17 protein-coding genes, 1 tRNA gene and 1 other RNA gene are annotated in these 19,303 nt (G+C 72.4%); 6 read left to right on the top strand and 13 right to left on the bottom strand.

Annotation, left to right across the window (positions count from 1 at the left end; genetic code table 11):
* Positions 1–183: 183 nt before the first annotated feature.
* The 4 genes from TBIS_RS17540 to TBIS_RS17560 form a co-directional block, all read right to left on the bottom strand.
* On the bottom strand, positions 184–942 hold the full coding sequence (locus TBIS_RS17540) for a glucose 1-dehydrogenase (protein ID WP_013133740.1): 759 nt from the start codon (positions 940–942) through the stop codon (positions 184–186).
* Positions 943–1,937: 995 nt separating this feature from the next.
* Positions 1,938–2,435: a hypothetical protein gene (locus TBIS_RS17550; protein WP_013133741.1), complete on the bottom strand. Its 498-nt coding sequence runs from the start codon at positions 2,433–2,435 to the stop codon at positions 1,938–1,940.
* A gap of 583 nt (positions 2,436–3,018) precedes the next feature.
* Entirely contained in the window at positions 3,019–4,491 is a 1,473-nt protein-coding gene (locus TBIS_RS17555; protein WP_013133742.1) for a DUF7059 domain-containing protein, read from the bottom strand.
* 18 nt (positions 4,492–4,509) lie between these two features.
* Positions 4,510–5,106, bottom strand: a complete 597-nt coding sequence (locus TBIS_RS17560) for a TetR/AcrR family transcriptional regulator (protein WP_041431794.1) — start codon at positions 5,104–5,106, stop codon at positions 4,510–4,512.
* Between the two features lie 87 nt (positions 5,107–5,193).
* Here TBIS_RS17560 and TBIS_RS17565 point away from each other — a divergent pair, with 87 nt between their 5' ends.
* Both TBIS_RS17565 and TBIS_RS17570 read left to right on the top strand, forming a co-directional pair.
* Positions 5,194–5,988, top strand: a complete 795-nt coding sequence (locus TBIS_RS17565) for an SURF1 family cytochrome oxidase biogenesis protein (protein WP_013133744.1) — start codon at positions 5,194–5,196, stop codon at positions 5,986–5,988.
* 116 nt (positions 5,989–6,104) lie between these two features.
* A complete protein-coding gene (locus tag TBIS_RS17570; RefSeq protein WP_242384286.1) occupies positions 6,105–7,253 on the top strand; it encodes an amidohydrolase family protein in 1,149 nt (382 codons plus the stop codon).
* Here TBIS_RS17570 and TBIS_RS17575 read toward each other — a convergent pair.
* The 7 genes from TBIS_RS17575 to TBIS_RS17605 all read right to left on the bottom strand — a co-directional run bounded on the left by TBIS_RS17575 (position 7,208) and on the right by TBIS_RS17605 (position 13,160).
* Positions 7,208–7,612: a YkvA family protein gene (locus tag TBIS_RS17575; protein WP_013133746.1), complete on the bottom strand. Its 405-nt coding sequence runs from the start codon at positions 7,610–7,612 to the stop codon at positions 7,208–7,210. The two genes, TBIS_RS17570 and TBIS_RS17575, sit on opposite strands and share 46 nt — an antisense overlap.
* Positions 7,613–7,940: 328 nt before the next feature.
* Positions 7,941–8,897 carry an LLM class F420-dependent oxidoreductase gene (locus tag TBIS_RS17580; RefSeq protein WP_013133747.1) on the bottom strand — a complete coding sequence of 319 codons (957 nt, stop codon included), beginning with the start codon at positions 8,895–8,897 and terminating at the stop codon, positions 7,941–7,943.
* Positions 8,898–9,259: 362 nt separating this feature from the next.
* Positions 9,260–10,327 carry an aspartate-semialdehyde dehydrogenase gene (locus TBIS_RS17585; protein WP_013133748.1) on the bottom strand — a complete coding sequence of 356 codons (1,068 nt, stop codon included), beginning with the start codon at positions 10,325–10,327 and terminating at the stop codon, positions 9,260–9,262.
* Entirely contained in the window at positions 10,324–11,598 is a 1,275-nt protein-coding gene (locus tag TBIS_RS17590; protein ID WP_013133749.1) for an aspartate kinase, read from the bottom strand. Before TBIS_RS17590 ends, TBIS_RS17585 begins: the two co-directional genes overlap by 4 nt.
* Positions 11,599–11,687: 89 nt before the next feature.
* Positions 11,688–12,218 (bottom strand): DUF5063 domain-containing protein, encoded by a 531-nt coding sequence (locus tag TBIS_RS17595; RefSeq protein ID WP_013133750.1) that lies wholly within the window; start codon positions 12,216–12,218, stop codon positions 11,688–11,690.
* Positions 12,211–12,810: a recombination mediator RecR gene (gene recR, locus TBIS_RS17600; protein ID WP_013133751.1), complete on the bottom strand. Its 600-nt coding sequence runs from the start codon at positions 12,808–12,810 to the stop codon at positions 12,211–12,213. Before recR ends, TBIS_RS17595 begins: the two co-directional genes overlap by 8 nt.
* Before the next feature lie 5 nt (positions 12,811–12,815).
* The gene (locus TBIS_RS17605; protein ID WP_013133752.1) at positions 12,816–13,160 is read right to left on the bottom strand and encodes a YbaB/EbfC family nucleoid-associated protein; all 345 of its coding nucleotides are present in this window, start codon (positions 13,158–13,160) and stop codon (positions 12,816–12,818) included.
* Between the two features lie 449 nt (positions 13,161–13,609).
* Here TBIS_RS17605 and TBIS_RS17610 point away from each other — a divergent pair, with 449 nt between their 5' ends.
* A complete protein-coding gene (locus TBIS_RS17610; protein WP_013133753.1) occupies positions 13,610–14,122 on the top strand; it encodes a hypothetical protein in 513 nt (170 codons plus the stop codon).
* Positions 14,119–15,099, top strand: a complete 981-nt coding sequence (locus TBIS_RS17615; RefSeq protein ID WP_013133754.1) for a hypothetical protein — start codon at positions 14,119–14,121, stop codon at positions 15,097–15,099. Before TBIS_RS17610 ends, TBIS_RS17615 begins: the two co-directional genes overlap by 4 nt.
* 15 nt (positions 15,100–15,114) lie before the next feature.
* Here the strand turns inward: TBIS_RS17615 and TBIS_RS17620 are convergent, their stop codons facing one another.
* Together TBIS_RS17620 and ffs are read right to left on the bottom strand one after the other, a co-directional pair.
* Positions 15,115–17,304, bottom strand: a complete 2,190-nt coding sequence (locus TBIS_RS17620) for a DNA polymerase III subunit gamma and tau (RefSeq protein ID WP_013133755.1) — start codon at positions 17,302–17,304, stop codon at positions 15,115–15,117.
* 40 nt (positions 17,305–17,344) lie between these two features.
* Positions 17,345–17,440: signal recognition particle sRNA small type (ffs, locus tag TBIS_RS18385), an RNA gene on the bottom strand.
* An 80-nt stretch (positions 17,441–17,520) separates the two neighbouring features.
* On the opposite strand from ffs, the gene TBIS_RS17625 reads away from it, so the two are divergent.
* Both TBIS_RS17625 and ypfJ read left to right on the top strand, forming a co-directional pair.
* Positions 17,521–17,606, top strand: a tRNA-Ser gene (locus TBIS_RS17625).
* A 585-nt stretch (positions 17,607–18,191) separates the two neighbouring features.
* Positions 18,192–19,067 carry a KPN_02809 family neutral zinc metallopeptidase gene (gene ypfJ, locus TBIS_RS17630; protein ID WP_013133756.1) on the top strand — a complete coding sequence of 292 codons (876 nt, stop codon included), beginning with the start codon at positions 18,192–18,194 and terminating at the stop codon, positions 19,065–19,067.
* Positions 19,068–19,303: the final 236 nt, after the last annotated feature.

The raw sequence follows: 19,303 nt of genomic DNA on the forward strand, positions 1-19,303 counted from the left end.
TGGGGGTCGCTCCGGCGCCGCCCCCACCCGGCCGCCCACCGGCGGGGCGCACCGCACCGGCCCTGGGTGCGCCCCGCCGGACCGGGCTTACGGCGGTCCGCCAGGGCAGGGCCGGCCCACCACGGCGTGCGGATCGAGGCCGAACGAGAACGGCGGAGGCCGCCGTGGCGAGCCCCGCCCGGGTCAGCGGGCGCCGCCGGTGACGTAGATGGTCTGGCCGGTGACGTAGGAGGCGTCGTCGGAGGCGAGGAAGGCCACCACGGAGGCGATCTCGGAGGGGTCGGCGACCCGGCGCAGCGGGATCAGCTTCGCGGCGGCGGCCTGGTGCTCCTCCGGGGTGGAGCCGACCCGTGCCGCCGTGGCCGCGGTCATCGCCGTGGCGACATAGCCCGGGGCGACCGCGTTCACCCGGATGCCGAACGGCCCGAGCTCGATCGCCACGGTCGCGGTGAAGGCCTGAATCCCCGCCTTGGCCGCCGAGTAGTTCGCCTGGCCGCGATTGCCGAGCGCGGACCGGCTCGACAGGCTCACGATCGCCCCGGACCGCTGCTCGACCATGTGCTTCTGCACGGCCTTCGTCATCAGGAACACGCTCTTGAGGTTGACGTCGAGGACCCGATCCCAGTCCTCCTCGGACATCTTGAAGAGCAGGTTGTCCCGGATGATGCCTGCGTTGTTCACGAGCACGTCGATCCGGCCGAACCGGTCCACCACATCGGCGACCAGCCGCTCCACCTGAGCGCTGTCGGAGACGTCGGCGCCGAAGGCGGCCGCCTGGCCACCGGTGACGGTGATCTCGTCAACGATCGCGGAGCAGCGGTCGGCGGTCAGGTCCACGCAGGCGACCGTGGCGCCCTCGGCCGCGAGACGGCGGGCGGTGGCGGCCCCGATCCCCTGGGCCGCCCCGGTCACGATCGCGTACTTCCCGGCGAACCTCGACATTGCCCTCTCCCTCCCCGAGGATCGTTAGGCGATCTAGCTAACCCACCGCTCAGTATGGCAACCGAAAATACCGACCGGTAGGTATCTCCGCGTATCGCCGAGACGCACCGAGGAGTACGGCACCCCGGCCGTCCTCGATCTGGTGGTCAAGGATCTCGCTCAAGTGGCAGGGCGTGCGGGTGCTGAGGTCGAGCGACTGCTCCGCGGCGAGGGTCTCGACGTCCAGCCCGTGCACCCATAGGACGCAGAACCCCAGCGACCAGAGGTCCGGGTCGCCCCCATCGTCCTCGGCGAAGATGGCCGACTCCAGCAGGTCGTACAGGTAGGTCGGCGATCGCGGATCGAGCGATTCGAGGGCCGGTGACCGCGCGAGCCGATCGGACGTGGGCTCGCCGGCGTCGATCCCGCCGGCCCCGGCATCGGACGCGCCCGGTCGTCGTCCTCCAGGGGACGGCTCTCCATCGCCTTGGCTTCCTCGTATGCCGGGAAAGCGGTGAGGTCCGCGCCGGGCTCGAACTTCACCACGGCCCGCTTCACCGGCGGCTCGTGATCGATCATGGGGCCGTGGTACCCGCTCCGGCTTGCCGTGCCACTGGATCATCCGCAGCCCTTGTGGCCGCTCGGCCGGTCGATCGTGCCCCGGAATCAGCGCGCGCCCGGCCCGTTCCGGGCGCTGGGCCGCACCCCCTCGGCGTGTCGTTTCGCACGGCCGTCCCGGTCGCCACGATGCGCACCGGCCCTCACCTGGTTCCGGACGTGGGAACGCTAAGGCGCGAGCCGTCACCGCTCACCGTGCCGGCTCCCGGCGTCCCCGGTGGCCCGATGTACGGCCCCGCGTCCGCGATCGCCGCCCGGAAACACTGAAGGCGGGCCGTACCCTCATCGGGCGCAGCTCCCGTGAGCGGCTGCGACGCCCATCGGCCGGCGCCCGAAACCGGGAACGGACACGCGAAGGCGCGGCCCGCCATGGGCGGACCGCGCCCGGTCACGGAGGATCAGCGCACCCAGCCCTTGCCCGTGTAGATCGTGCGCCACTTGCCGCAGGAGGACGGCCGGCCGCCGGTGGTCCGGACCTGGCAGACGCGGACGTCCACCCGGTCCACGTTGCGCTCGTTGTAGGAGAAGGCCTCGAAGCGGCGGTAGCCGCACTCCCGCACCCGCTTGACGTCGTAGTACCGGTGCGGGCCGAAACCGCGCCAGTGACGGAAGCGGATCTCGAGGTAGGCGCACTTCCCGCCGCGCCAGTGCGGGCGCCGGTCGAAGTCCCAGAGCTTGCCGGACACCTGCACCCGGTTGGAGTGGCGGCCGGTGGCGGTGACGCGGATCGCACCGCTCGCCTTCGCGAGGCTGTTGGTCGAGGAGTAGACGCCCCAGTGCCGCGAGTAGTGGATCGGCGCGGCGGAGGCTGAGGTCGAGGTGGCCGGAAGACCGATCGCCAGCGCGGCGGCGGTGGCCGCGGCGGTTCCGAGAACGGTACGGAGGGTGCGTGACATGCTCGGCTCCCTGTTTCGGACTGCCCCGGCCTTTCCGGGGTCGCGAATCACTGATAGCCCGGACCGCCTACAGGGGCCTTGCACGCGCCGGCGATCACTTGACGATCACTTAAATCCCGCTTGACGATCTCCCGGAACGTCCCCGGATGCGCCGATCTCCGGCCAGGCGAGCCCTTCCGGCCCATGCTCGGCGGGGGCGCGCGATCGGCTCGAGCCAGAGCGCGATCCGAGCGAGCCGGGCAAAGGGCACCCCGTTCACGCGGTACGCACCGCTCTCACGGGAAACGCACCGCGGGACGGATCAGTGAGCTCCGGCCCGCTCCGGCGCACGACGTCCCAGGAGCCGATGCGGATCGAGGGAGAAGTACTCCCGCCCCGGCCGTCGCAGGACGTGCGCCGGCGGGCCGATCATCGGCCGAGCGCCCGGTGTCCCGAGGATCTACCGCTCCAGGGCGCCTTCCAGGCCCGGATCGCGACCTCTATGCCCGAGCCGGAGAAGCCGACCCCGGTGCGCGGCCGGACGCGCCATGCGGGCCGGACCATGGCGCCGGCCGGCCCACCGAGCGGCGGACGCCCGCCGGGCTCAGCGGTCCGTGACCGCGCAGAAGTAACCGTCGGCGATCAGCGGCCGGAGGATCTCCGGGGCGCGGCGCAGCAGGTTGGCCGGCTTCTCCCCGGTGAGCTCGGCGATCGCGACGAGCAGGGGGCGCGTCGGCAGCTTTCCGTCGCACACCCCGGCGAGCGCCGCCTCGACCGTGCCGACCGTGGTGGCCCGGCGCAGGCCGCGGGTCTGCCGGAGCACGATGCGGGACGGGTCATCGGCCCCCGGCGGCCCGACCCGCTCCTCCACGATCCCCTCGGCGAGCGCGAGCGGTGTGTCGAGCAGCTCCTCGTCGGCGAGCTCGTGCGCCGACCGGACCGCCTCGAGCACCTCCTCGACGTGCGCCCCGACCGGCTGCTCGACCTCCCAGGGGAGCTCCTCCACCCGGACCACGGGCCGGAGCGAGCCGCGGTTGTGCAGGGCGATCCACCCGAATCCGATCCCGGTGACGCCCATCGACTCCAGCCACCCGAGCCACTCGTCGTAGCGCTCCCGGTAGGCCGGGGTGCCCTGCTCCACGGAGTCGCGCAGCCACAGCTCCACGTACTCGGCGGGGTCGCGCACGACGCGCTGGACCGCCCAGCCGTCGCAGCCGGACTCCTCGAGCCAGCCGCCGACCCGGTCCCGCCAGTCCTCGCCCCGGAGGTGGAGCCAGTTGGCGAGGAACCTGGCGTGCCCGCCGGGCTCCAGGTGCCGGGGCGCGAGCCGTACCAGGTCGCGGCAGAACTCATCCGCCTGGCGGCCGCTCTCCCGGTACGCGTACCGGGCGGTCGGGGAGATCACGAACGGCGGGTTGGCGACGATCAGGTCGAACCGCTCATCGGCCACCGGGTCGTACATCGACCCCTGCCTGGCGTCGACCTCGCCCACCCCGGAGAGCGCCCAGGTGAGCCGGGCGAGGCAGAGCGCCCGGGGGTTCACATCGGTGGCGACGATCTCGGACGCCCGGCCGGCGAGGTGGAGCACCTGGACCCCGGACCCGGTGCCGAGGTCGAGCGCCCGGCCGACCGGCCCGGTCGTCCACGCCAGGCGCGCCAGGCTCGCGGACGCGCCGCCCGCGCCGACCACGTGGTCGCACCGGAGCGCCGGATCGCCCGGCCGTACCTTGCGATCGGCGACCACCCACGCGGGGCGGCCGGACTCGACCTGCCACGGCCGGATCTCCACGGCCGCCCGGACCAGGTCGCCGTCCGCGACCAGCAGCCCTGCCTCGAGCAGCTCGGGCACGGGCAGATCCAGTGCGGCGGGGTCCACGGAGACGCCGAGCCACCACAGCCGGATGAGCGCGGCGAGCGGGTCGCCGTCGGCCGTGGCGCGGAGCGCCGGCACGATCTCCTCGCGGTCGAGGGCGGCGGCGGCCACCTCACCGAGCCGCTCCCGCACCCCCTCGGCGGTGAACCCGGTCTCGAGGAAGCGCTCCCGGAGCCGTGCGGCCAGTCCGGAGGGAAGGTCCATGCGCTCGCCGCCTCCCGCTCAGGCCGACGGCATCTTCAGGCTGAGCCACGCGGCCTCGCCCAGCGCCCGGATCTCCTCCTGGGTGGGCTGGTGGGCGCCCGCGAACCACAGGCGGCACATCTCCTGGGCCGGCCCGAGCCACAGCACGTAGCACATGGTCGGCTCGACCGGGCGGAGGATCTTCTCCTTCATGAACGGACGCCACCAGGCGGCGACCTGGCGGAAGAACGCCCGCCGCAGCTCGGCGACCTCCGGGCCGCCGGGCTCGTGGCGCCGGGGCGGCCGCTCGGTGATCAGCAGGCGGGCGCGCTCGGGGTGCTCGCCACACCAGGACATGTGCATCGCGACGATCGACTCGATCCCGCTGCGGGCGTCGGTGTGCTTGGACAGCTCGGCGATGAACGCGTCCTGGTACGCCTTGAGGATGTCGGCGTACAGCACGCCGAAGACATGCTCTTTGCTGGAGAAGTGGTGGTAGAAGCTGCCGACGCTGACGCCGCTCTCGGCTCGCAGGCTGGCGAGGGTGGTGGCGGAGACGCCGTCACGGCTGAACCGGCGCAACGCCCCTTCGAGGATGCGCGTCCGGCCGTCACGTCCCGCCTTCGCGTTGGTCACAAGGTCAATGGTGTCCAACCGAACGTAGCTCGGCAAATCCCGGGTCACCCCGTAAGGAGCACGTCACCGGCTGTCTAGGCTGGTCACGTGTACCGATTCCTCGCCACGCCGCGATGGGTGGGGCTCACCCTGCTCCTGATCGTCCTCATCCCCGCCTTCTACTTCCTCGGCAAGTGGCAGTACTCCCGCTACGAGGCGCGCTCTGCGGCGAGCGAGCGGATCAGCGCCAACCTGAAGGCGGACCCGGTCCCGCTGGAGCGGCTCGACCGGATCGGCGGCTCCGTGCCCAAGGAGAACGCCTACCGCAGGGTGACCGCCACCGGCCGGTACGACCCCGCGCACGAGCTGGTGGTACGGCTGCGCTCGCAGAACGGCCGCCCCGGCTTCTATGTGGTGACCCCGCTGGTCACCGGCGACGGTGCGGTGCTGGTGAACCGCGGCTGGGTGCCCGTGGGCGCCACGGCCGAGACACCGCCGGAGGTCCCCCCGGCCCCCACCGGGGAGGTGACGGTCACCGGATGGCTCCTGCCCTCCGAGACCGAGGAGTCGACCGGCATCAAGAACCTGTCCGGCCTGCCGCCCGGGCAGATCGTCCTCATCAACACCGAGGAGATCGGCAAGGGCCTGCCGTACCGGCTGTACGGGGGGTTCGTGCAGCTCGCCGAGCAGCGGCCCGCGGCCACCCCCGCGCCCGAACCGGTGCCCGAGCCCAGCGTGGGCGGCGGCGGCCTGCTCAACCTCGCTTACTCACTGCAATGGTGGCTGTTCATCGGCATCGCGATCGCCGGGTGGTTCATCCTCGCCCGGCGCGAGGCCCGGGAGCGGCGGCAGGCCGATACGGCCGTGATCACCGATCGTGATCACGACCGTATCAGCGGGTAACCGAACGGATACCAAGAGGAGACCACCCAGCTTGTTCGGTGTGACCCCTTGGCCCTACCGTTACTACTGTGACGACGCCGGTTCATCCCGACCCAGAACCGAGGCGCCGGGACTACGTGATCATCTCCGTTGATGATCATCTCATCGAGCCGGCCGACCTCTTCAAGGACCGCCTACCGGCGAAGTACAAGGACCAGGCTCCCAAGGTCGTCGAGACCGAGTCGGGTCACCAGGTGTGGCGGTTCGGCGGGGCGACCTACCCGTGCGCCGGGCTCGACGTGGGCGCCGGCCTGCCCAAACGCCAGTGGACTCTCGAACCGGTGCGTTTCGAGGACATGCGGCCGGGCTGCTACGACATCGAGGCCCGGATCGCCGACATGGACCGGGCGGGCATCTGGGCCGCGCTGTGCTTCCCCGGCATGCTGGCCACCCAGGCGGGGGTGATCTTCGCCCGTACCCCCGACCCGGACCTCGGGCTCGCCCTGATGCGGGCGTGGAACGATTGGCACGTGGAGGTGTGGGCGGGCACCTACCCGGAGCGGATCATCGCCCTCCAGCTCCCGTGGCTGCGCGACCCGGAGATCGCGGCCAAGGAGATCAGGGCGAACGCCGCCCGCGGGTTCAAGGCGGTGGTGTTCCCCGAGTTCCCCACCCGGTTGCGCCTGCCGTCGATCCACTCGGGTTACTGGGACCCGTTCTTCGCCGCCTGCGAGGAGACCGGCACCGTGGTCTGCCTGCACACCGGCGGCGCCTCCTGGGTACCGGCGCCCTCACCCGACACCCCGATCGAGGCGATCACCACCCTGATCCCGGCGAGCGCGATGTTCGCCTGCGCCGACTGGCTGTGGTCCGGTGTGCCGCTGCGCTTCCCGGGACTGCGCATCCTCATCGTCGAGGGCGGGATCGGCTGGCTGCCGCTGCTCGCCGAACGGGCCGACTACGCCGCCACCCACCCGGTCGCCGGCGAGCCGAGCTGGCAGGGCCCGCTCAAGCCGAGCGACGTGCTGCGGCGCAACTTCTATTTCGGAACGCTCGACGACAGCGCGATCAGCACGGTCCGGCTCGCCGTGGGCATGGACCACGTGCTGCTGGAGAGCGGCTACCCGCGGGCCGAGTCCACCTGGCCCGACACCCAGCGGACGGTCACCCGCAACCTCGGCAACCTCCCGCCCGCCGATATCGCCCGGATCACGTACGGCAACGCCGCCCGGCTCTTCGGTCACCCGCTGCCGTCCCGGGCGTGGCTGCGGATGGAGACGCTCTGAGGGGTGCCGGCGGCCTTCCCGGCCGGCCCGGCCTGCCGCCGCACCCACTCGGCGTACCGCCCGCTCTCCTGCAGCAGCCCGGTGAGCAGCCAGAGCGCCACCCCGAAGTCGTCCACGACCCCGATCCCCACGAGGAAGTCGGGAATGGCGTCGATCGGCGAGATCAGGTAGGCGAGCGCGAGCACCAGCATGGCGAGCCTGCGCTTGCCCATGGCGGGATACTCGCCGCGCAGCGCGGCGCGGAGCATCCCCGGTAGCGCCTTGATCCGGGTGCCCAGGCTCGGTGAGCCGGGCCGGGACAGCTCACGATACGCGTGTAAGGCCGCCAGCGCCCTGTTGCGCGCCTTCGCCTTGCTCATGACCTCCCCCGTTCGTGACGAGCCCGCGCTCTCCGTCAACGTTCGGCGGCCCGTCCGGGTTCCGCGGGCCGGGACGGCCCGCGGTCTCGCGGGCGCCGGAGGCGTCGGGCGGCCCGCCGCCTGCCCGGCGGCGGGAGCCGGCCGTCCTGGGCCGGCGGGGCGCCCGCGGCCGGGCCGCCGAGCGCGCGAACCGGACCGGGAGGCGAGGATCGGCCGGGGTGCGGCCCGGCACGGCGCACGGCTCGGGCGGCGGGCGGCCCGGCACGGCACGCGGTGCGGCCGGGGCGCTCGGCTCCCACCCGGGTGCGGGTGCCCGGTGCCGCCGCGGTCAGCGCTCCGGCGCGAGGTCCCGGACGGCCTGGGCGACCGGCACGTCCGCGCCGAGCAGCGGGGCGAGCACGGGGGTGTCGAGGCCGCTGGCCACGTACTCGCGGATCCTGGCGCGGCAGGTCGCCGGGTCGCCGTGCACGATGAGGTCGTCGACGACCTCGTCGGGGATCGCCTCGACCGCGCCCCGGCGATCGCCCGCCGCCCAGAGCTCCTGCATGCGGCGGAGCGCCTCCCCGCGGCCGAGCCACTCGTGGAAGGCGGCGTACACCGGCACGGTGAGGTAACCGGCGAGCAACCGCCGGCCGATCGCGCGGGCCCGCTCCCGGTCCTCGGTCACCACCACGAAGATCCGGGCGATCAGCTCGGTGTCCGCCCCCACCTCGGCCCGGACCTTCCGTACGTCCTGCGGGGAGAGCATGTTGGTGATCGCCGCGTCCGCCTCGCGGGCGGCGAGCCGGAGCATCCCGGGCCGGAGCGCGGCCAGCGCGATCTTCGGGGGCACGGCCGGTGGGCGCTCCAGGCGGAAGCCGTCCACCTCGAAGGTCTCGTACCGCTGGGTGATCTTCTTGCCCGTGAGGGCGTCCCGCAGGAAGCGCAGCGTGTCCCGCACCCGCGCGTACGGCTTGGCGAACTCGCCGCCGTTCCACCGCTCGACGATCACCTTCGACGAGGTGCCGATGCCGAGCACGAACCGGCCCGGGGCGAGATCGGCGAGGGTGGCCGCGGACATGGCGAGCAGGGCGGGCCCTCGGGTGTACACGGGGACGATCGCGCTCCCGAGCCGGAGCGTGGGCGCCCAGTCGGCGGCGAGAGCCAGCGGGATGAGGCCGTCGGTGCCGTTGACCTCGGCCGACCACGCGTCGGTGTAGCCGAGCTCGGCGAGCTCGCTGATGACCTGCTTCGACTCGAGCGGGGTCTGGCCGGAGAGCGGAATCGTCATGCCCCAGCGGTCCATGCACCACCTCCAGAGGGAACCTCGGTCGCACCGACCATACCAACCGGACGGTATGAACTCGAGGCCCGCCTCCGCCGTGGCGACACCGGGCGTATGGGGCGATCGGCTGGAGCACGCGGACGCCCGGCGGACGCCGTCCGCTCACGCCGGCACGCGGCGGCCCTCTTGGACGGGGCGCCATGGAGGCGTCACGACGCGACCGCCCGCCTCGCGACCGGCCGCCGAGACAGAACGAGAGCCCTGGCCAGGCGAGATGGCCAGGGCTCACGGCACGTTCGAACGCGCGGCCGGTACCGGGGCTCCCCCGGAGCCCGCGGCCCGTCCTCGGCCGGCCGGCACCGGCGAGGGCGCCCGGGATGGGATCAATTGAACTCGGCGGCCACCAGCGCGGCGATCTCGGCCGTGTTGAGGGCCGCGCCCTTGCGGAGGTTGTCGCCGCAGACGAACAGCTCCAGCGTGTTCGGGAAGTCGAGGGCCTGCCGGATCCGGCCGACGTACGTGGGGTCGGTGCCGACCACGTCGGCCGGGGTGGGGAACACCCGGCTCGCCGGGTCGTCGAGCACCACCACGGTCGGCGCCGCCTCGAGCACCTCCCGCGCCCCCTCGACCGTGACCTCCCGCTCGAACGTCGCGTGGATGGCGAGCGAGTGCGTGGTCACCACGGGGACGCGCACGCAGGTCGCCGAGACCTTCAGGTCGGGGATGCCGAGGATCTTCCGGGACTCGTTGCGGACCTTGAGCTCCTCGGACGACCAGCCGTCCTCCTTGAGCGAGCCGGCCCACGGCACGACGTTGAGCGCGAGCGGCGCGGGGAACGGCGAGTCCGCGAGGTCGGGCACGGCCTTGCGCACGTCCCCGGCGACGGTGCCGATCGACCGGTCCCCGGCCACGGCCTGGAGCTCGTCGTACAGGCGCGTGATGCCGGCGGCCCCGGCCCCGGAGGCCGCCTGGTAGGAGGCGACCACGAGCTCGCGCAGGCCGTACTCCCGGTGGAGCGCGCCCATGACGGCCATCATCGACAGGGTCGTGCAGTTGGGGTTGGCGATGATGCCCTTGGGCCGGTTGCGCACCTGCTCGGCGTTGCACTCCGGCACGACGAGCGGGACGTCCGGGTCCATCCGGAAGGCGCCCGAGTTGTCGACGACCACGACCCCGCGGGACGCGGCGATCGGCGCCCACTCGGCCGACACCTCGTCGGGGACGTCGAACATGGCGATGTCCACGCCGTCGAAGACCTCGGGCGCGAGCGCCTGCACCACCACGTCCTCGCCGCGGACGCTGAGCACCTTCCCGGCCGAGCGCGGCGAGGCGACCAGCCGGATCTCCCCGTAGGCGGCCGACAGGTCGGGCCGGTTGGTGAGGATGTCGAGCATGACCGTGCCCACGGCACCGGTCGCGCCGACGACCGCGAGGGTGGGCTTGCGGCTCATCGACCGGTACCTCCGTACACGACCGCCTCGACCTGGTCGGCGTCGAGGTCGAAGGCACGGTGGGCCGCGTTCACGGCGGTGTCCACGTCGTCCTTACGGACGATCACGGAGATCCGGATCTCCGAGGTGGAGATCATCTCGATGTTCACCCCGGCGTCGGCGAGCGCGCCGAAGAACTTCGCGGTCACCCCCGGGTGCGACCGCATCCCGGCGCCGATCAGGGAGACCTTGCCGATCTGGTCGTCGTAGAGCACCTGCTCGAAGCCGACCTGGTCCTGGATCTTCTTGAGCGCCGCCACCGCGGCCTGGGCGTCGCTGGCGGGGAGCGTGAAGGAGATGTCGGTGCGCCCGGTCGCCGCCGCGGACACGTTCTGCACGATCATGTCGATGTTGATCTCGGCGTCGGCGAGCACCCTGAAGATGGCGGCAGCCTCGCCGACCTTGTCGGGCACGCCGACCACCGTGATCTTGGCCTCGCTCCGGTCGTGCGCGACACCGGAGATGATGGGCTGCTCCATCTCGCTTCCCTCTGTCGTTGGGTCGGCTACGACCCACGTGCCTTCCCGGTTGCTGAACGAGCTTCTGACGTGAATCGGCAGGTTGAACCTGCGGGCGTACTCCACGCAGCGCAGGTGGAGGATCTTCGCACCGCAGGCCGCCATCTCCAGGGTCTCCTCGTAGGAGATCCGCGGGATGCGCCGCGCCGTCGGAACGATCCGGGGATCGGCGGTGAAGATGCCGTCCACGTCGGTGTAGATCTCGCAGAGGTCCGCGCCGAGCGCGGCGGCGAGTGCCACGGCCGTGGTGTCCGAACCGCCCCGGCCGAGCGTGGTCACGTCCTTGGTGTCCTGCGAGACGCCCTGGAACCCGGCCACGATCGCGATCTGACCGTTGTTGATCGCCTCCCTGATCCGGCCCGGGGTCACGTCGATGATCCGCGCCTTGCCGTGCGTGGAGTCGGTGATCACGCCGGCCTGGGAGCCGGTGAAGCTGCGCGCCTCGTAGCCGAGGTTGGCGATCGCCATCGCGAGCAGCGCCATCGAGATCCGCTCACCCGCGGTGAGCAGCATGTCCAGCTCGCGCGCCGGCGGCAGCGGTGAGATCTGCTTCGCCAGGTCCAGCAGCTCGTCCGTGGTGTCCCCCATCGCGGAGACGACCACCACGACCTCGTTGCCCGCTTTTTTCGTCGCGACGATCCGCTGGGCGACCCGCTTGATGCAGGCCGCGTCGGCCACTGACGAACCACCGTACTTCTGTACAACGAGGGCCACTGGACTCTCCGAACAAATAGGGCGTGGGCTCACAGTTTACTTAGAGCCCCGCAACCTACTCGGTTCCCGACCACTATATGGACGCCGAATCACACGACCGTGGGCTCCTCGGCCACGTCGAGGCGCACGTGCGCGACCAGGGCGTGCAACGCCCGCAGCGCCGCGCCCACGTGATTGCCCCAGGTATTGAAGTAGGAGAACTGCCACCACCACAGGGCCTCGAGCGGCCGGCCCGCGTCGTAGTGGCGCAGGCCGTGCACGAGATCGGCCGCGACCGCGGTCAGGTCGTCCGACAACCGGTACGGCGTGATCTTCGTGTCCTTGTACGGATCGAAGACCTCGGCGTAGTCGTCGACCTCGCCGAGGCGGGCGGCGAGCGCGACCCGGAGCGGGTCGATGTCCGGATCCTCGCCGATCGGCGGCTCGATGTTGGTCTCCAGGATCACGTCCTTGACCGCACCGAGCTGGCTGCCGACGAGGCTGATCTGGGCCACCTCCACCAGCAGCAGCGGGAGGAAGGCGTCTCCGCCCTCACCGTTGGCGAGGCGGGCCAGCCCGTCGAGGTAGTTCCGCACGTGTCCGGCGACCCGGTCGGCCAAGTCCGTCCAGTCGTCAGACATCCAGCAGCCTCCGTCCTTCGAAAGCGCGGCCCAAGGTGACCTCGTCGGCATACTCGAGGTCACCGCCAACCGGCAGACCGCTGGCCAGTCGCGTCACCTTGATCCCGAGGGGCTTGACCAGCCGCGCCAGGTAGGTGGCCGTCGCCTCCCCCTCGAGGTTCGGGTCGGTCGCGAGGATCAGCTCGTTGACCTGGCCGTCGGCGAGCCGGGCCATCAGCTCGCGGATCCTCAGGTCATCCGGCCCGATGCCGTCGATCGGGCTGATCGCCCCGCCGAGAACGTGGTAGCGGCCGCGGAACTCCCGGGTCCGTTCGATCGCGACGACGTCCTTCGGTTCCTCGACCACGCAGATTACCTGGTCGTCCCGCCGCGGGTCACGGCAGATCAGGCACTCGTCCTCGGTGGCGACGTTCCCGCAGATACGGCAGAAATGGATCTTCTCCTTGACCTCGAGCAGCGCCTGCGCCAGCCGTTTCACGTCCACCGGATCGGCGCCGAGGATGTGGAAGGCGATGCGCTGCGCGCTCTTCGGCCCGATGCCGGGAAGGCGCCCCAGCTCGTCGATCAGGTTCTGCAGAACCCCTTCGTACATCGTGGCTAGAACCCCGGAGCCTGACCGAGCCCACCGAGCCCCTGCGCGAGCGGGCCGAGCTTCTCCGCCTGCAGCTCCGCGGCGGCCCGCATCGCGTCCCGTACCGCGGCGAGGACGAGGTCGGCGATCGTCTCCGCGGTCTCCTCGGGGTCGTCCGGGTCGATCGCGGAGGGACTGATCTCCAGCTCGAGCAGCTCCCCGCTACCGCTCACCGTGGCGACCACGAGGCCGCCTCCGGCGGTCCCCTGGATCTCGGTGTCGCCGAGCTCCTGCTGCGCGCTGATGAGCTGCTGCTGCATGAGCTGCGCCTGCTCCAGCAGCTGCTGGAGGTTGATGTCCCCTGGGTTCACGATCGCGCTCCTCAGCGTCCGGCGACATGTGTCGTCGCGTCGAGCCTATGGCCTCCACCGCCGTCCGGTATACACCCCGCCCGATCTTCGGGCCGCGGATCCGGACGGCCTACCGGCGCGGCCGCACCACGGCGGACCGCCACCCGCGAGCCTCCGGCCGGCGCGCCCGCGCCACCTCCCATGATTCCGGATTACCCGGGCCATCGGCCGCTCTCTGAATGAACCATACGAATGACCCGCTAATACGGTGATGTCCATAGATTCACTGAAATATTCAGCACATCATTTCTGACCAAAAAATCGCTGATCCATTGAAGAACGCTCCGGCATGTCAACCCGGGTATCCGCACGCCGGCGAATACCCTCCGAATCCGATCACGGGCCGGGGAGGCGAACCACGATCGCCCGGAACCTCCCGGCCGCGCATTGGACGAGAAAAGGAGGAACAGATGCGTCGGCTCACCCTGCTCATCGCCGGAACGGCGTGCGCGGCGGCGTTCCACGTCCAACCGGCGAACGCGGAGGACACCGTCGTGACGTTCACCGTGACCGCCGGCCCGCTCTCGGTGACGGTCCCCGCCTCCGCCTCCATCGGCGCCGGTGAGCCCGGGACCACCATCTCCGGATCGCTCGGCACGATCACGGTCACCGACTCGCGCGGCGCCAACCCGGCGGAGTGGACCGTCACCGTGTCGTCGACCGACTTCACCGCGGCCGGGGTGCCGGCGATCCCCGCGTCGGCGGCGACCTACACCGCCGGAGCCCCGACGAGCACCGAAGGGGACGGGGTGTTCTCCCCGGGCGCGCCCGGCCCGCTCGGCACGACGCCCATGGTCGCGTTCACCCACACCGGGGGCACCGGAGGCAACTCCGCGAGCTGGGAACCTGCCCTCTCCGTCAACGTGCCGAACACCGCCACGGCGGTCACCTACACGGCCACGGTGACCCACCTGGTGGCATGATCCGAGCCCTCACGGCGCTGCTGATCGCGCTGCTCCTCGCTCCGGTGATGGCCGGGCCCGCGGAGGCCGCGGACGGCCGGGGGCGGTTCGGCATCCGGCTCATGGACGCCCCGGTGAGCCGGCGCAACGACCCGCGGGCGCACTACCAGATCGTCGACCACCTGCGGCCCGGCGCCACCATCCGCCGGCGCATCCAGGTCTCGAACGACTCGGCCGCGCCGCTCCGGATCGCCATGGGGGTGAGCCCGGCCGAGATCAGGGAGAACCGGTTCACCGTGACGGACGGCGCCGCCGCGAACGAGCTGCCGGGCTGGATCTCCTTCGACCCCGGCTCCTTCGAGGTGCCGCCGTACGGCCGGACGGTGGTGCGGGCCACGATCCGGGTGCCGGACAGCGCGCCGGAGGGCGAGCGCTACGGGGTCATCTGGGCGGAGACCGGAGCACCGGCGAGCGGGGCCCACAACGTGGGGGTGGTGGCACGGGTGGGCATCCGCGTCTACCTCGACATCGGCCCCGGCGGCGAACCGCCGTCGGACTTCCGGATCGAGCGGCTCATCCCGGCCCGCACCGACGACGGGCGGCCGCAGGTGCTCGCCCTGGTGCGCAACACCGGTGAGCGGGCGCTGGAGATGAGCGGGAGCCTCACCCTGTCGAACGGCCCGGGCGGGCTGCGCGCCGGGCCCTTCACCGCCGCGCCCGGCACGGCGCTCGCCCCCGGTGACCAGGCTCAGGTGCGCGTCGTGCTCGACCGCCGCCTCCCCGCCGGTCCATGGGAGGTACGGCTGGAGCTCGCCAGCGGGCGGATCCGGCGGACCGCCACGGCCACGCTCACCTTCCCGGACGACCCGGGGAGCATGGGCCGGGCGGTGTCCTTCGAGCGGGGCATGCCGTGGCTCATCCTCGGGGCCCTCGGCCTGCTCATCCTCGGCACCGCCATCTTCATGTTCGCGATGCGGCAGAAGCGCACCGCCCGGTGACCGCGGGCCGGACGGTCAGGCGGAGTGGTCGATCTCCTCGATGACCTGGCCGCCGAGCTCCCGCTGGATCAGCGCGAGACCGGTGAGCTCGTCCACCTCGGCGTCGGCGTCGTTGACCGGGTCGACGTCGTCGATGTCCGAGCCGCCGGGGCCGGGCGGGCTCTCCGGCCACCCCGGCTCCGCGCGCCGGCTCGGTGCGGCCGGCCGCCGGGCGGGTGCGGCGGCGGGCGGTGCCGCCCGGTCGTGGACCGGCTCCGGTTCGCCGGGCTCCGGAGGCGGCGCGTCCGGCCAGGTCTCATCGGTGACCGGGACCGCGGCCGGGCCGGGCGGCTGCGGCGCCGATGCGGCCGGCGCGGCGGGCGTGGGCGGAGCGCCGGCGACCGGGGCGGTGGGAGCGGCCGGGGCGGCCGGGGACGCCACCGGGCCGGCGGCCGGTGCCGGGCCCATCGGGGCGCGCCCGGCCGGGCCGCGCTGCGAGCCGACGACCACCTCGACCCGCCACGCCCCGCCGAACACGTCACCGAACGCGGCCGCGACCACCTCTTCGCGCCGGTTGCGGAGGAAGTTCTGCACGTCGCCCGGCCGGTCGAAGCCGATCGTCACGAGGTCGCCCTCGACGCCCAGCGGCCGGGCCTGGTTGAGCATCATCCACGCGACCCGCTGCCGCCGCTTGACCGCCTCGAGGAGGGCCGGCCACGCCTGCTGCACCTCGGCGAGCGAGCGTCCCCCGGCCGGTGGGGCGGCCGGTGCGGGGGGTGCCGCGGGCGCCGGCGGTGCCGTACGGCGGGCCGCACCGGGGCGGACCGGGGTCGGCCAATCGTCGGCGCGGCCCCGCTGCGCGGACTGCGCCGCAGCGGGGGACGGCGGTGGCGGCACCGGGGCCGAGGCCGGCGGCGGTGCGGAAACCTGGGACGCCGGGGCGTGCGACGCCGGCTGTGGTGCGGGGGCCTGGGACGCCGGGGCGTGCGGGGCGCTCTGCGGTGCGGGGACCTGGGCCGCCGCCGGGGCCGGTGCCGGGCCCGCCGCGGGGGCCGGGTGCCCGCCGGGCGGCATGCCGCGCTCCAGCCGTTCCAGCCGGGCGAGCAGCCCCGTCTCACCGGGATCCACCGCGGGCAGCAGGACGCGCGCGCACATCAGCTCCAGCTGCAGCCGCGGCGACGTGGCGCCGCGCATCTCGGTCAGCCCGGCGTTGAACACCTCCGCGGCCCGGGTCAGCTCCGCCGGGCCCATCGACGCGGCCTGCGCCTTGAGGCGCTCCAGCTCGTCCGCGGGCCGGTCGAGCAGCCCGCGATCGGCCGCGTCGGGCACGTTGGCGAGGATCACCAGGTCGCGGAACCGCTCCAGCAGGTCCGTGGCGAAGCGGCGGGGGTCGTGGCCGCCCTCGATCACCCGGTTCACCGTGTCGAACACCCGGGCGCCGTCGCGCTGGGCGAACGCCTCGACGATCTCGTCGAGCAGCCCGCCGTCGGTGTAGCCGAGCAGGGAGACGGCCCGCTGGTAGGTGATGCCGGACTCATCCGCCCCGGCGAGGAGCTGGTCGAGGATCGAGAGGGTGTCCCGCGCCGATCCGGCGCCGGCCCGGACCACGAGCGGCAGCGCCGCGGGCTCGTACGGCACCCCCTCCTGCTGGAGGATCTCCTCGATGAGCTGCCGGAGGGTGGCCGGGGGCATCAGCCGGAAGGGGTAGTGGTGGGTGCGGGACTTGATCGTCCCGATCACCTTCTCCGGCTCGGTGGTGGCGAAGACGAACTTCAGGTGCGGCGGCGGTTCCTCGACGAGCTTGAGCAGCGCGTTGAAGCCCTCACGGGTCACCATGTGGGCCTCGTCGATGATGTAGATCTTGAACCGCGCCGACACCGGGGCGAAGAACGCCCGCTCACGGAGATCGCGCGCGTCGTCCACCCCGCCGTGGGACGCGGCGTCGATCTCGATGACGTCGATGTGGCCGGGCCCGGTGGGGGCGAGCGCCACACAGGACTCGCACTCGCCGCAGGGATCGGGTGTCGGGCCCTTCTCGCAGTTCAGCGACCGGGCGAGGATGCGGGCGCTGGAGGTCTTCCCGCAGCCGCGCGGGCCGCTGAACAGGTAAGCGTGGTGGATCCGCCCGGTGCGCAGTGCCTGCCGTAACGGCTCGGTGACGTGCTCCTGCCCCTTGACCTCGGCGAACGTGCCGGGCCTGTACTTGCGGTACAGCGCAAGACTCATGCCGTCTCCTCGGGGTCGACCCGGCGGGGCGGTCCAGCAACCGAGAGACCCCTCGCGCACCCGCCAGAGCCCGCTTATCCTTGCTGCCTTCCGGCCCTGGGGAGGTTCGCAGGATGACGCCGCGCGAGGGGTCCACCGGACAGTCTAGTCACAACCACGACCGATCCGGACCGTTAACGGTCACGTCACCGGCGAAAGTCCGCTAAGCTTACCGACGGAGGATTCGCCTAGTTGGCCTAGGGCGCACGCTTGGAAAGCGTGTTGGGGGCAACCCCTCGCGAGTTCGAATCTCGCATCCTCCGCTGAGATCGAGAGGGTGGCCGCCTCGGGCGGCCACCCTCTCGGCGTTTCAGGCTCGGTGTCTCGAGGGTTCCACGACGGCGCCTTTCCGCCGCTCCGGCGGCGCCGTCTCGAGCCCAGCGCGTCCCCGGGGTGCCGTTTCGAGCCCCGCGAGTCCCCGGGAAGACGTCTCGAGCCCCGCGACTTCACGGGTGCCGTCTCGAGCCGACGATTTCCCGGCCGGCGCCGTCCTCGAGCCAGCGAGCGTACGGCCACGGCCGGGCGCCTGCCCGGCACCGACAGCGGCCCGGGACACGGCCCGGTCACCCCAGGAACCGGTCCCGGTTCCCCGGCCGTTCCCGGTGTCCCGCCAGGCCGCCCCACCCGTGTCCCGCGCCATCACCCCGGGAACGGCGCGGTCTCGGCTCCCCGGCTCCGCCGTACCGGATGCGTCCGTTCCCTCCTCCCCCGGCCTCGTCCTCCGGACCCGGTCTCCCGCGGTCTCCGGTCGCCGACCGAGGCCGCGGTACCCGCCCGCGGCGCGGATGGCCCAGGATGGAAGGCGAAGATCGCTCAGCTCGAACGCTTCCCGACGGCCAGGATTCACCATGGACTTCGACGACAGAGCCGAACTCGACACCTCGCAGGTCGAGGACGTCGGCAGCGGCGGCGGATCCGGCGGGTTGCTGATCGGCGGCGGCCTCGTGGGCGTGATCGCGCTCGTCGCCGCCGTGGTCTTGGGGGTCGACGTCGACGACGCCAAGAACCTGCTCGATCGGTTCCTCGACGGCCGCGAGGGGAACTCCCAGGTGTCGTCCACCTCCGACCTGAGCAAGGAGTGCAAGACCGGCGCCGACGCCGACCAGTCCGAAAAGTGCCGGGTGGTCGGCGTGGTGAACAGCCTCCAGGCGTACTGGGGGAGCGAGATCTCCGGCTACCGGAAGGCCAAGACCACGCTCTTCTCGTCGAGGGTCAAGACCGCCTGCGGCCTCGCCGACTCCTCGGTCGGGCCGTTCTACTGCCCGGCGGACCGGCACGTCTATCTCGATCTGTCGTTCTTCGACGACCTGCGGACCAAGCTCGGCGCCAAGGGCGGCCCCTTCGCACAGGCCTACGTGATCGCGCACGAGTACGGCCACCACGTGCAGAACCTGCTCGGCACGCTGGCCCGGGCCAGGAACGACCGGGGCGCCACCAGCGACTCGGTGCGGGTCGAGCTGCAGGCGGACTGCTACGCGGGCGTCTGGGCCAAGAACGCCGTGGACACCGGGTTCTTCGCCGAGCCGTTCACCGAAGCGGACATCAAGGAGGCCCTCGACGCCGCCGCCGCGGTGGGGGATGACCGGATCCAGGAGCGCAGCGCGGGCTGGGTCAACCCGGATGAGTTCACGCACGGCACCTCGGCCCAGCGGATGAAGTGGTTCATGCAGGGTTACCGGTCCGGGGACCCGCACCGGTGCGACACGTTCTCCGGGAGCATCTGAGGTTCTTCACGGACGTTGCGGTCCTCCACGGGCGTCTGCGCGGCAGGCCCGGCCCGCCCGGCGGGCGGCGCCGTACCGGCACCCGCACGGCACGGGATGGGACGGCCGGGATGGGCGGCGACGTGTCACCGGAGCGACCGCAACGCGGCGGACCGCAGAGCGGCGAAGACGGGCGATCGCCGGGCGGAGACCGCGGAGCCGGGTGAGAGCAGCGCGGAGACCACGGAGCCGGGAGA

It is taken from the genome of Thermobispora bispora DSM 43833, from assembly GCF_000092645.1.
Classification (GTDB): domain Bacteria; phylum Actinomycetota; class Actinomycetes; order Streptosporangiales; family Streptosporangiaceae; genus Thermobispora; species Thermobispora bispora.